The sequence below is a fragment of the Bacillus cereus group sp. MYBK5-2 genome (assembly GCF_051915685.1).
Lineage (GTDB): Bacteria > Bacillota > Bacilli > Bacillales > Bacillaceae_G > Bacillus_A > Bacillus_A cereus.
In genome coordinates this window covers 383,771-396,248 of the sequence record NZ_JBQAFE010000002.1, presented here as the reverse complement: position 1 = coordinate 396,248, position 12,478 = coordinate 383,771, and the positions used below count along the sequence as shown (strand labels likewise).

The window sequence follows — 12,478 nt, the reverse complement described above, 5'->3', positions numbered from 1 at the left end:
ATATAGTCCCCTCCCGCTATACGAGTTCGAGAGTATACATCATTCATACTCCTAAAACTTTCTCACATATCTCTCAGTTGAACTAAACAACTGACATCCGTTCTTTTCAAAAACATCCTTCATCCACTCATTTTGTATATTTGTCTCACCAATATAATAAGATGCACCTATTTCCTTTAAGACAAACATCGCACCTGCAAATAACGCAGCTTCATATCCCTTATTACGCATATTTGGAGTAACTGCGAAGTACATAAGTTTCCCTTCTTCTAACGCACCTCTTTCAATATGTGGAATTACAATTCCTATCAGCTCTTCACCTACACTCGCTATTAAACAATGTTCTTTCCACTGCTCACCAATTTCTTCTAGCATCATATGCACAAATTGATCATGAGCGACTGGTTCTCCCGTTGCTTCATTCCACAGTGAATAAAAAGCCTCTTCTCCAACTTCTTCAATAAGCTTAAAATCAATTTCACTTTCTACATCTTCTACTTCATATATATCTTTAAATACAATCATATTTTCAGTAACATATTCAAATGAATACGTTTCAAAACATTTTTTATACACATCATAATTTGGACTTTTTGAAGAGACTTCAAAATGTAGTTTTTCTAATCCATCTTTTTCAGCTTCAGCAACGTAATATTGCACCATCTCTTCTAATTGCTCTTCTGTAAAAACCTCTGCATTATTTTCTTTTATCATAATAGAAGAAGCACTTCTCCTTATTTTAAAATGTTTTTCTAACTGTTCTATCGTCGTCATATTCTTCCCTCATCTATATCATACTCGAATTTCTAATCGTTCTCCTTGCATGAGCAGGATTGTCCTTGAATATATAGAATACTAGAAAAGATCGCATCTTTAAAGTGCGGAGGAGGTTCTCCATTGGATATTACAGCATTGCAACAACAGTTAGAGCTTATACAACAAAATGACTACACGCAACTGCAACATATAGACGTAAATGAGTTAACTTTGAACATGCTTCAGTATATCGGAACGACTGATAGCTACGTTCGTTACCAACTTATATATAAATGTTTTGCGCATTTCATTCATCATGAATTCCTTATGGACGATCAGCTGAAATTACTTCTGCAAACTTGTTTAAGTGATGAGTATTTATATTGTGACATTTACTCCCCACATACAGATGGGGTTTTCACACGTTCTTACACTGTTTCGTTAATTGCGTTAATACTCCAATTCGCTAATTCGCACTACTTTTGTACAGAGGAGGATATCGAAGAAATAAAAAATAAACTCATTACATACACAAACTTAGAAACGGATTTTCGGGGCTATATTGAAAATAAAGGATGGGCTCATTGTCTTGCTCATGTATCTGATGCCTTTACTGAAATTGTTCATAATACGTATACAACTTTTGAATGGTACGAAGAATTAATTCATTGTTTATTAAATAAAATCTTTATTCCATCTGACCTTTTTCATAATAACGAAGATGAACGCATTGTTACTCCATTACTAGCAATGCTGTATCATGATTTTCCTCAGAACGATTTAATTTCTATTATTCATAAAAAAATAAAAAGGCTTCCTCAAATTAGAAAACGCCTTTCGCTTAATGAGTATTGTATTTTATGTGCCAATATTAAAACCTTTTTACGCACATTATTTTTCAGAACGAAAGATGACCATAACTTAGCCTTTACAGCACGTAAAACAGAAAGAATGTTAAAAGAACTTCCTAACTATTATTAAATACAAGGAGCAATGACATGGGTTATATTGAAGATATGAGAAATCTAGTAGGAAATCATCCACTTATTCTAATAGGATCACACGCCATTATATTAAATGAAAAAGATGAAGTATTGCTGCAGCTCCGTACAGATTTTAACCGCTGGGGCATTATTGGCGGTGCCTTAGAATATAACGAAACGTTAGAAGATGCTTTAAAACGAGAAGTGTTTGAAGAAACTGGACTTATTATTAAAAATCCAGAACTATTCCGTACATACTCAGGACCAGATTTCTTTCAAATCTATCCAAATGGTGATCAAGTACACGGTGTACTCGTTGTTTATATTTGCCGAGAATTTTATGGTGAACTTGTATGCGATCAAAGTGAATCAAAAGAACTACGCTTCTTTTCACTTGATGAATTACCTAATAATCTTCCTCCTGTTATCGAGAAGATTATTACAGATTATCTAAAAAAATAAGGGAACGCTTAACGTTCCCTCTTAAATCCAATCCGTTTTTTAATTTCAGCTAAATTTATCTTCGCAATAGCGCGTGCCTTCTCAGCACCGTTTTCTAATGCTTCATATAATAAATCCGGCTCATTCATATACATTGCGTACTTTTCACGAGGTCCAGCTAACTCTCGATCTACAACGCGAAACAACGCTTTTTTCACATCGCCCCATCCGATTCCAGTCTCATATTTTTCACGTAATGACTGTACTTCGTCTTCTGTCGCAAACTCTTTATATATCATAAATAATGTTTCTAATTCTTTCGGTTCATTTGGAAGTGAAGAATCTGTTTTGATTTTAAATATTAATTTTCGTAGTTTTTCTTGCTCTGCAAATAATGGGATTACATTTCCGTAACTTTTACTCATCTTCCTTCCATCAAGACCAGGTAAAATAGCTCCTTCTTCTTGCACTACATACTCCGGTAGTGTAAATGTCTTGCCAAATGTATGATTAAAATACGTCGCAATATCACGCGCAATTTCAATATGCTGAATTTGGTCTTTTCCAACTGGTACATGAGTAGCTTGAAATAATAATATGTCAGCTGCCATTAAAATCGGGTACGTGTATAACCCCATATTCACTCCCGCATCGACCTCTAACCCTGCTTCTTTATTTTGCTCCACCTTCGCTTTATACGCATGTGCACGGTTCATAAGACCTTTCGGAGTTAGGCAAGCTAAAATCCAAGCTAATTCTAGAATTTCCGGTACTTCTGTTTGCCGATAAAAAACAACATCTTCCCCAAGTCCAAGCGATAACCAAGTAGCTGCTACCTCTTTCGTATAACTGCTGAACTTTTCTGAATCATGCACAGCATTTAATGCATGATAATCAGCTATAAAGTACAATGCTTTTCCTTCATTATTCTTTGACATTTGTAATGCAGGTTTAATCGCACCAATATAATTTCCTAAATGTGGATAACCTGTCGGCTTAATTCCTGTTAACATTATTTTTTCACTCACACTAACTCCTCCTTTCGCAAAATAAAAAGAGCCCCTCATCCTTAAAAAAGGACGAGAGACTCCCGCGGTACCACCTTAATTAGCTATCATTAGCTCACTTCATACTTCAATAACGTGAAGTAACCGTCTTTACCTACTCATTTCAGTTAGAAGCTCCAGAGTCCATTCCATATTCATCCCTTACTGATTCTCACCACATATCAGCTCTCTGAAAAGTTTCGAATATGTACTCTTCTCTTTCATTGCTTTTTCGTTATTTTTTACAGTTTATCACATTTCACTTCCAAACAAACCCTAATTTTCTATTTTATATAGCAGGAATTTCCACTTCAATTGTCTAATATTATATAGGTTTGTTGAAATATTCGAAACAACTTTGGAGGTTTTTTCATGGTAAAATATATATCAATTTTAGGTTCAACAGGATCCATCGGCACATCTGCATTAGATGTCGTTTCAGCTCATCCTGAACATTTTAAAATCGTCGGTTTAACCGCAAATTATAATATCGATCTTCTTGAGCAACAAATCAAAACGTTTCAACCTCGTATTGTAAGCGTTGCGACAAAAGACTTAGCAGACAAGCTTCGTACGCGTATTTCAGCAAATACAAAAATCACACACGGGACTGATGGCTTCATTGCAGTAGCTACTCACCCTGATTCAAATCTTGTATTAAGCTCTGTTGTAGGTGTTTCAGGATTACTTCCAACAATTGAAGCATTAAAAGCGAAGAAAGATATCGCTATTGCTAATAAAGAAACTTTGGTTGCAGCTGGACATATCGTAACTGAACTAGCGAAACAAAACGGATGTCGCTTAATTCCAGTAGATAGTGAGCATTCAGCTATTTTCCAATGTTTAAAAGGAGAAAATAATAAAGAGATTGAGAAGTTAATTGTAACAGCTTCCGGTGGTGCTTTCCGTGATAAAACACGTGATGAAATGCAAACATTACAAGCAAAAGATGCTTTAAAGCACCCAAACTGGTTAATGGGCGCAAAACTAACGATTGATTCTGCCACATTAATGAATAAAGGGTTCGAAGTAATGGAAGCGAGATGGCTATTTGATATTCCATATGAAAAAATTAATGTAATGATTCATAAAGAAAGTATCATTCATTCTTTAGTAGAATTTATTGATGGATCAGTTATGGCACAGCTCGGTGCTCCTGATATGAGAATGCCGATTCAATATGCGTTTCACTATCCTACTCGGCTACCTTCTTCCTATGAAAAATTAAATTTATTAGAAATCGGTAGTTTACATTTTGAAAAACCAGATTTAGAGAAGTTCCCTTGTCTACAATACGCATATGAATGTGGCAAAATCGGTGGTACTACTCCCGCTGTATTAAATGCAGCAAATGAAATTGCGAATGCGCTATTCTTAAAAAATGAAATTGCCTTTTTCGATATTGAAAAAACAATTTACAAAACAGTTGAAGCTCATCATAACGTAAAAGATCCTTCACTAGATGCTATATTAGAAGCGGATCAATGGGCACGCCAATATGCAAATGAATTGTTAATAAAAAAGCGCTAAAACAGTTCCCACTGTTTTAGCGCTTTTTTTCACGTATTCAACTTAACAAATCTATAACCGTGTGTAACTAACACTTTTAATATCGCATATCCTGGAATGGCCAAAATAATGCCCATAATCCCGAATAAGTTTCCGGCAGTTAAAATGATAAAAATGATAGTAATCGGATGAATATCTAACTTTTTACCCATAACTTGCGGAGAAATAAATTTACCTTCTGCTAATTGTACAACCATCATAACGATAATTACTTTTAACACCATTGCTGGCGAGTCGATAAATGCGATAATTAACGCTGGTGTAATCGCGATAATTGGTCCTACGTACGGAACGATATTTACAATCATCGCTAAAATCGCAAGTAATACCGCATATTTAATACCAATAATAAGATAACCAATTAATAGCATAATACCGATAAATAAGCTGACGATAATTTGACCTCTAATATACGAGCTAATCGCATAATGCATATCATCTAGTATTCTCATTGCTGCTGGTTGTCTTTGCTCTGAAATAAACTTTAAAAAGTGATTCGGCAATTGCTCACCATCTTTTAAAAGATAGAACAATATAAATGGAACCATTACAAATGTCAAAACAACCTCTGTAACAGTACTCAAAAATCCAGTTACATTCCCAGTTACTGATGATAATGACTTTGTAAAATCAACTGTGTATTCTTTTACCATATTCGCAACATTAATATTTAAATTCTCCTGAATTTTACCGAGTAAATTACTTTCCCCGAATCTACGTGCTGCTTGTTCAATCTCATGGCCAAAATACGGTAAGTTATCAATTAATGCATCAATTTGATCTTTAATAATAGGGATAACCGTTACAACTAAAAATACAAATAATCCTAGTACGATTAAATATATGGAAGCTATCGATACGATTCTTGAAACACCTTTCTTTTCTAAAAGCGAAACGAATGGATGCAAAATATAAAATAGCACGCCTGCTAATAGTACTGGGAAGAAAATTGTTTTTAAAAATACGATAAACGGTGTAAAAACAAATGATATTTTTGTTAGCAATAAAATATTAATGAACAATAACGCAAATCCAAGTAATACCGCCAAATAATTTTGTTCTCTAAAAAACTTTCTTAACTTATCTCTTTTTCTTATATTTATTTTCTCCAATGAAACCACCTCTTCGAATGATGAAAAGCCCTTATTCAGGGCTCTTCATCATAATCTATATCTCTATTTCCTTGCAGCTTTCACTACAAATGATACAATAAGAATTAACACGATTGCACCTAATAATGCCGGCACGACATGAATCCCACCAAATGATGGCCCAAAGGATCCAAATAATCTACCACCTAACGAAGCACCTAATAAACCTGCGATAATATTTCCGAACATACCACCTGGGAAATTTTTACCTGTTATAGAACTAGCAATTGCACCTATAATAGCACCAACTATTAATGTGATAATCCATCCCATTTTTAGTCCTCCATTTCTATTATAGTTTGTATGATTCAATACAAACATATGTATTTATCATTGCTAATCATATTTCACTATAGAAATATATTTACTACTATTTTACATATGGAGATACATATATTATATGCAAAAAAGAAAAATATTGTCAAACTCACCCATAAAGCAATTATATTCATATACCATATTTAAAGGAGGCTTCATTATCTATGATTCTTAAGTTAAATTCCACTTCTTTTGAAGTAGCAACATCCATTTTACAGGTTCAAATTCCAGCTTATAAAGTTGAAGCAGACTACTTAAATAGTACTGCCATACCTCGTTTATATGATACTGTAAACGATATTCAAAATTGCGTTGAAACATTCTATGGATATTTTTCTGAAAATAAACTTGTCGGTTTTATTTCTTTTGTACAAGAAGAAAAACTAATCGATATCCATAGGCTAGTTGTATCGCCCGATTTTTTTCAAAAAGGAATCGCAACGAAACTCCTAATTTATATATTTAACATGTTTCCCTCTCCAATGACATATATTGTACAAACAGGTAAAGCGAATACCCCTGCTATTACTTTATATAAAAAACACGGATTCATTACAGTATCAGATACAATACTTCCTGACGGTATGATTCTTACGCAATTAAAAAAGACAGAATACACAAAATAATTTGACTTGTTCGCTCCTTTATGTTATTTTTTACTTTATAAAACCTTTTGCTGAGTCCAAATTTTGGAGCGGGGGAACCATTTTTGTAGCTATGCTACTTGGGGCGAATCTTTTTTAAGTAGGGAAACTCTCACTTCCCGAGTCCGACAGCTAACCTCGTAAGCGTAATGGGAGAGGAAGGTGCTTTTTGCCTATGTTACACATTTTGCCTCCTTAATTATAAATATGGGATCGATATCAAATAGTCACCTATATTTATAGAAAAGGAGAATGTATTATGTTACGTTTATCTGATCACGCAATTAAAATGATGGAGCAAAGACTTCGAATTGAAAAACAACGCACATATCAAGCAAATAAGGTTGTAGATAACTTACATCACAAATACTTCTTTCAGCATATTTTTCAACCGAAAAGATGAAGAAAATGTTTATTTAATATTAAAAAACACAAGGTGTGTCTTACAAAGACATTCCTTGTGTTTTTTATATTCTTTATAAAATTCTCACTACATTTAAGCTTGCTGTAATCGCACCTGCTATAGTAGTCACATGCCCTACACCTAACGGGCCATTTTGTAATATTAATGTTGAATTGGCACTCGTCACATTCACAAGAAGTGTATTTGAAATGGCTGGTTCGATTACTACAGTTGATGTCGTTACGTTTTGTATAAAACTCCCTGTTAGTTGCGTTCCATTTAATAGCAATCTAACAGATACTGTCTCATTCCCACCAGTCGCATCCCCTTGAAAATAGTAGCTTACTAAATATATTCCTGGCGTCGCTACTGTGACTGTCGTAGCACTAGTTAAAGATACACCAGTTCCATATACAGTGGATCCAGAATTAATTGGGATGTTGGCATTTGCTGCAATTGTGCTTGTTGATGTAGAAAAGAAATATCCGCCACCTGTCGATATAGCAGATGATCCTGTTGCTCCAGTTAAGCCTGTTGGACCCGTGGCACCTGTTGGGCCCGTTATCCCCGTTACCCCTGTTGCTCCAGTTATTCCTTGTATGCCTTGTATTCCGGTCGGTCCGGTTGCACCAGTCACTCCAGTCGCTCCGGTTGCTCCGGTTGCTCCCGTCACACCTTGTGGCCCTTGGATTCCTTGGATTCCTTGTGGACCTGTTGCTCCCGTAGGGCCGGTCGCTCCCGCCTGCCCCGTTACCCCTTGTGGACCTTGGATTCCTTGTGGACCTTGAGGACCCGTTGCTCCCGTAGGTCCGGTTGCTCCCGCCTGCCCCGTTGCTCCTTGTGGTCCTTGAATTCCTTGAGGACCTTGGGGACCCGTTGCACCAGTAGGTCCGGTTGCTCCTGTTGGACCAGTTGGGCCCGCCTGGCCAGTTATTCCTTGTAGACCTTGAGGGCCTGCCTGACCAGTTGGGCCTTGTGGACCTTGCACGCCTTGTATCCCCTGAATTCCTTGGGGGCCGGTTGGACCAATTGGACCTTGTATTCCCTGAATTCCTTGAGGACCCGTTGCTCCCGTCTGGCCGGTTGGGCCTTGTGGACCTTGCACTCCTTGTATTCCTTGAGGACCGGTTGGGCCTATACTTCCTTGTGGTCCCTGAATACCTTGTATTCCTTGAGGACCAGTTGGACCGGTTATGCCACTCGGACCTTGTACGCCTTGCACTCCTTGAGGACCGGTTGGACCACTCGGACCTTGGATTCCTTGTAGCCCCTGTAAACCAGTTGGACCGGTCGCTCCCCTTACTCCTTGCTCACCTTGTATGCCTTGTAGACCTTGAGGGCCGGTTGGACCGATTGGCCCCTGTGCCCCTTGCACTCCTTGTGGACCAGTCGGACCGGTTGCTCCTACCGGTCCCTGGATTCCTTGTAGACCTTGCGGACCAGTCGGACCGGTTACTCCTTGTATCCCTTGTGGACCTTGAATGCCTTGATCACCCGTTGGACCCGTTGCCCCCATTGGTCCCTGTACTCCTTGCAAACCTGTTACACCAGTTGCTCCGGTCGGTCCCTGGATTCCTTGTACCCCTTGAATTCCAGTCGCTCCTGTTGCTCCGGTCGCTCCTGTTGCCCCTGTTGCTCCAGTCGGACCAGTTGGACCCCCTGGTGATCCTGCTGGACCGGTTGGACCAGTTGGACCTCCTGGTGGACCAGTTGGACCGGTTGCTCCAGTCGGGCCAGTTGCAGAACCTGTCGGACCAGTTATCCCAGTGGCTCCTGTTGGGCCGGTTGGACCTGGATCACCTTGTAAACCGGTTGGACCAGTCGGACCGATTACACCTTGCACTCCTTGTATTCCTTGTATTCCTGTTGGACCTACCTGCCCCATTTCTCCCTGGGGACCTTGTAAACCTTGAACACCAGTTTCCCCTTGTGGACCCATTGGTCCTTGCTCCCCTTGAATTCCTTGAGAACCAGTTGGCCCTGTTGGACCAATCGGACCCCGTATTCCTTGTATTCCGGTTACACCTTGTAAACCACTACCTCCTAAATTACCTTGCACACCTTGTATACCAGTATTTCCAGTTGGTCCAGTCGGACCAATTTCCCCTTGCACTCCTTGTATTCCTTGTACTCCTGTTGGGCCGGTTGGACCGATTTCTCCTTGCATTCCTTGTATGCCTTGTATTCCTGTTGGACCGGTCGGACCGATTGGGCCAGGAATTCCTTGTATCCCTTGAATACCAGTTGGACCAGTCGGACCTCTTTCTCCTTGTATTCCTTGAACACCTTGTATTCCCTGTGGGCCTCGTTCTCCCATAGGTCCTTGATTACCTTGAGAACCTTGTGGTCCAGTTAAACCAGTTGGGCCGGTTGGACCATTTTCTCCTTGCACCCCTTGCACTCCTTGTATTCCTTGTGAGCCGGTTGGACCGATTGGACCTTGTACGCCTTGTATTCCTTGCGGTCCAGTTGGTCCACCTAAAGCACCAGTTGGACCGGTTGGACCAGTGGGCCCCGTAATACCTGGCGGTGGAAAAGGAATAGGTGCTTGAAACTTACTACACTTATCTTGATTCTTCACAAGCATCTCCCCCGTTATAACTAACGTATCAAACTATTTTTAATACATTTAAACTAGCTGTTATCACACCAGATAATGTCGTTACATGCCCAATAGCTAATGGGCCATTTTGTAAAGATAAAGTAGCATTTGAAGAAACAACATTTATGACCATCGTATTAGAAATCGCTGGTTCTAATACAAAAGTACCTCCTGTAACATAAAGAATAAAACTCCCTGTGACTTGTGTTCCATTTAAAGTAAGCCTCACTGAAATCGTTTCATTCCCCCCAGTTGGATCGCCTTGAAAATAATAGCTTACTAAATAAATTCCCGGCGTACTTAACGTTACAGTTGTTGCATTTGTTAAACTGACATCAGAACCAAAAACTGTAGATCCAGAATTAATTGGTATTAACGCATTCGCTGCAATTGTACTCGTTGAAGTAGAAAAGAAATAACCGCCCCCGCTAGGTAAGCCAGTCGCTCCTGTCGCTCCCGCTATTCCCAAGAAACCTATTGAACCTGCACTACCAGTTGCTCCTGTCGGTCCCACCACACCACTTGGGCCCTGACTACCTTGTGCTCCAACTGGGCCTATACTACCACTAGCACCTGTCACCCCACTTGCTCCAATTGGGCCTTGCAACCCTTGAATCCCTTGTATACCTTGTATTCCTTGCGGACCCGTTGCACCTGTATTGCCTGTCGTTCCCGTTATTCCTTGTATTCCCGTAATCCCTTGCACTCCTTGCACACCTTGTGGTCCAGTTGCCCCGGTTGCTCCAGTAGCCCCAGTTTCACCCGTTGCACCTGTAATTCCAACATTTCCTTGTGGGCCTTGTGGGCCTTGACTACCTTGCGCTCCTTGGACTCCTTGTGGGCCTGTTATACCGACTTCCCCTGCACTTCCTTGGGGACCGATAATTCCTTGTGCACCTGTTGGACCGATAATTCCTTGCACTCCTTGTATTCCTTGCACTCCTTGCGCTCCTGTTGGACCCGTTATTCCTTGTAATCCTTGAGAACCTTGCAAGCCAATAGCTCCAGTCGGTCCTATTATTCCTTGCACTCCTTGAGGACCTTGTGCACCTTGTGTGCCTGTCAATCCGGTAGTCCCTTGTATCCCTTGAACACCTTGAGGACCTTGTATTCCAGCTGCTCCTGTTTCTCCTTGTATCCCTTGAACTCCTTGTATACCTTGTGATCCAGCAGGACCGGTTATTCCTCGGATTCCTTGTGCACCTTGAGCTCCTTCCGCTCCTGTAACACCAGCTGGACCAGCTACACCTTGTATTCCCACCATTCCTTGTGCACCTGTTGGACCGATTACACCTTGAATACCTTGAATACCTTTAGGGCCTTCTGCACCTGTTGGACCGATTACTCCCAGCGGACCTTGTATTCCTTGAGAACCTTCTGCACCCGTTGGACCGGTTATACCTTGGTTACCTTGAGGACCTTGTGCCCCTTGTACTCCAACTGCTCCAACTACACCTTGGGAACCTTGCGCTCCTCTTACACCTTGAGGACCTGTTGGACCGGTTATACCTTGCACTCCTTGCGCTCCAATTGGTCCTATCCCACCGCTTACACCTGTTGAACCAGTCGCACCCGTTGGACCTGTTGGACCTCCTGGTGGACCGGGTGGTCCAGCTGGTCCAGTCACCCCACTAGATGGACCAATTGGACCAGTTGTTCCCGTCGGACCGCCCGGTGGTCCTTCTGAGCCTTGAATACCAATGCTACCTGTCGCTCCCGTTATACCTCTTATTCCTTTTATCCCTTGAAAACCTGTTGCTCCCGTTATACCTTGTATTCCTTGCACACCTTGTGGTCCTTGTAAACCTATTGCACCTGTTATCCCCTTTATTCCACTTATACCTTGGGCACCTTGCATTCCAGTAGAACCAGTTGGACCCACTTCCCCTTGTATTCCTTGAGCTCCTTGCGGGCCTTCCTCTCCAGTAATTCCTTGTATACCTTGGAAGCCGTCTTCTCCTTGTATACCAATAGCCCCTTGCTCTCCTTGTATTCCTTGAACACCTTGAGGGCCTTGTGGACCAGTTACACCCGAGACTCCAGTTATGCCTCTCTCTCCTTGCATTCCTTGTGCCCCTGTTTGTCCTCGCTCGCCTATTTCCCCTTGTATTCCTTGTGTGCCTTGTATACCTTGACTACCAGCAGGACCCGTTGCTCCTTGTATTCCTTCTAATCCTTGTACTCCAATATCACCAATTAGACCTTGGTTACCGATTAATCCTTGAGCACCTTGGAGACCAGTCGGGCCAGTTATACCTTGCTCTCCTGTATCACCAATAGCCCCTTGTATTCCTTGTGCTCCTGTTGTCCCTTGGGGACCTTGTATTCCCCTGATACCTTGAGGACCTTGGGGCCCAGTTGCTCCCGTCGGTCCAGTCACCCCTGTAGGACCAACAGGACCTTCATGCCCTCCAGTTGGACCGATTGGACCACTATTACCTGTCGGACCCGTTGCTCCTATAAGCGGAAGAGGCAGTGCCACTCCAAATTTTTTGCACTTTCTATGATGACGCACAACAATCCCCCTTCCCCAAAATAATTACACCTTTTATATGAAATGCATTT

The 12,478-nt window shown here is 40.8% G+C and carries 11 protein-coding genes, 1 riboswitch and 1 other annotated feature; of the genes, 5 read left to right on the top strand and 6 right to left on the bottom strand.

The annotated features are described in order from the left end of the window. Positions 1 to 51 precede the first annotated feature (51 nt). On the bottom strand, positions 52 to 774 hold the full coding sequence (locus ACTFP3_RS10275) for a GNAT family N-acetyltransferase (protein ID WP_016122878.1): 723 nt from the start codon (positions 772 to 774) through the stop codon (positions 52 to 54). Between the two features lie 123 nt (positions 775 to 897). Between ACTFP3_RS10275 and ACTFP3_RS10270 the strand changes: the two genes are divergently transcribed. Together ACTFP3_RS10270 and ACTFP3_RS10265 are read left to right on the top strand one after the other, a co-directional pair. After that, on the top strand, positions 898 to 1,737 hold the full coding sequence (locus tag ACTFP3_RS10270) for a DUF2785 domain-containing protein (RefSeq protein WP_000355451.1): 840 nt from the start codon (positions 898 to 900) through the stop codon (positions 1,735 to 1,737). Positions 1,738 to 1,754: 17 nt separating this feature from the next. Beyond that, the gene (locus ACTFP3_RS10265) at positions 1,755 to 2,201 is read left to right on the top strand and encodes an NUDIX hydrolase (protein ID WP_000540459.1); all 447 of its coding nucleotides are present in this window, start codon (positions 1,755 to 1,757) and stop codon (positions 2,199 to 2,201) included. A gap of 8 nt (positions 2,202 to 2,209) precedes the next feature. Here ACTFP3_RS10265 and ACTFP3_RS10260 read toward each other — a convergent pair whose 3' ends face one another. Beyond that, the gene (locus tag ACTFP3_RS10260; protein WP_440010301.1) at positions 2,210 to 3,208 is read right to left on the bottom strand and encodes a tryptophan--tRNA ligase; all 999 of its coding nucleotides are present in this window, start codon (positions 3,206 to 3,208) and stop codon (positions 2,210 to 2,212) included. A 44-nt stretch (positions 3,209 to 3,252) separates the two neighbouring features. Then, positions 3,253 to 3,460 (bottom strand) — a binding site (T-box leader). Between the two features lie 138 nt (positions 3,461 to 3,598). On the opposite strand from ACTFP3_RS10260, the gene ACTFP3_RS10255 reads away from it, so the two are divergent. After that, the gene (locus tag ACTFP3_RS10255; protein WP_000241784.1) at positions 3,599 to 4,756 is read left to right on the top strand and encodes a 1-deoxy-D-xylulose-5-phosphate reductoisomerase; all 1,158 of its coding nucleotides are present in this window, start codon (positions 3,599 to 3,601) and stop codon (positions 4,754 to 4,756) included. 29 nt (positions 4,757 to 4,785) lie between these two features. Here the strand turns inward: ACTFP3_RS10255 and ACTFP3_RS10250 are convergent, their stop codons facing one another. After that, entirely contained in the window at positions 4,786 to 5,907 is a 1,122-nt protein-coding gene (locus ACTFP3_RS10250; protein ID WP_000411484.1) for an AI-2E family transporter, read from the bottom strand. A 63-nt stretch (positions 5,908 to 5,970) separates the two neighbouring features. Continuing rightward, positions 5,971 to 6,219 carry a GlsB/YeaQ/YmgE family stress response membrane protein gene (locus ACTFP3_RS10245; RefSeq protein ID WP_000539733.1) on the bottom strand — a complete coding sequence of 83 codons (249 nt, stop codon included), beginning with the start codon at positions 6,217 to 6,219 and terminating at the stop codon, positions 5,971 to 5,973. 209 nt (positions 6,220 to 6,428) lie between these two features. Between ACTFP3_RS10245 and ACTFP3_RS10240 the strand changes: the two genes are divergently transcribed. Both ACTFP3_RS10240 and ACTFP3_RS10235 read left to right on the top strand, forming a co-directional pair. Then, complete coding sequence (locus ACTFP3_RS10240; protein WP_000601226.1) at positions 6,429 to 6,890, top strand: GNAT family N-acetyltransferase; 462 nt, start codon at positions 6,429 to 6,431, stop codon at positions 6,888 to 6,890. A gap of 38 nt (positions 6,891 to 6,928) precedes the next feature. Beyond that, a riboswitch (cyclic di-AMP (ydaO/yuaA leader) is annotated at positions 6,929 to 7,071 on the top strand. 96 nt (positions 7,072 to 7,167) lie between these two features. Next, a complete protein-coding gene (locus ACTFP3_RS10235; RefSeq protein ID WP_000945243.1) occupies positions 7,168 to 7,311 on the top strand; it encodes a hypothetical protein in 144 nt (47 codons plus the stop codon). Positions 7,312 to 7,384: 73 nt separating this feature from the next. On the opposite strand, the gene ACTFP3_RS10230 is transcribed toward ACTFP3_RS10235, so the two are convergent. Next, positions 7,385 to 9,898 (bottom strand): BC_3345 family exosporium-associated protein, encoded by a 2,514-nt coding sequence (locus ACTFP3_RS10230; protein WP_440010298.1) that lies wholly within the window; start codon positions 9,896 to 9,898, stop codon positions 7,385 to 7,387. 22 nt (positions 9,899 to 9,920) lie between these two features. Next, on the bottom strand, positions 9,921 to 12,428 hold the full coding sequence (locus ACTFP3_RS10225) for a collagen-like protein (protein WP_440010295.1): 2,508 nt from the start codon (positions 12,426 to 12,428) through the stop codon (positions 9,921 to 9,923). Positions 12,429 to 12,478: the final 50 nt, after the last annotated feature.

What these genes read in the sequence shown, in the direction of transcription:
- ACTFP3_RS10240 (WP_000601226.1), top strand. Translation starts at nt 6,429, where the DNA reads ATGATTCTTAAGTTAAATTCCACTTCTTTTGAAGTAGCAACATCCATT.
- ACTFP3_RS10265 (WP_000540459.1), top strand. Translation starts at nt 1,755, where the DNA reads ATGGGTTATATTGAAGATATGAGAAATCTAGTAGGAAATCATCCACTT.
- ACTFP3_RS10230 (WP_440010298.1), bottom strand. Translation starts at nt 9,898, where the DNA reads ATGCTTGTGAAGAATCAAGATAAGTGTAGTAAGTTTCAAGCACCTATT.
- ACTFP3_RS10245 (WP_000539733.1), bottom strand. Translation starts at nt 6,219, where the DNA reads ATGGGATGGATTATCACATTAATAGTTGGTGCTATTATAGGTGCAATT.
- ACTFP3_RS10235 (WP_000945243.1), top strand. Translation starts at nt 7,168, where the DNA reads ATGTTACGTTTATCTGATCACGCAATTAAAATGATGGAGCAAAGACTT.
- ACTFP3_RS10255 (WP_000241784.1), top strand. Translation starts at nt 3,599, where the DNA reads ATGGTAAAATATATATCAATTTTAGGTTCAACAGGATCCATCGGCACA.
- ACTFP3_RS10275 (WP_016122878.1), bottom strand. Translation starts at nt 774, where the DNA reads ATGACGACGATAGAACAGTTAGAAAAACATTTTAAAATAAGGAGAAGT.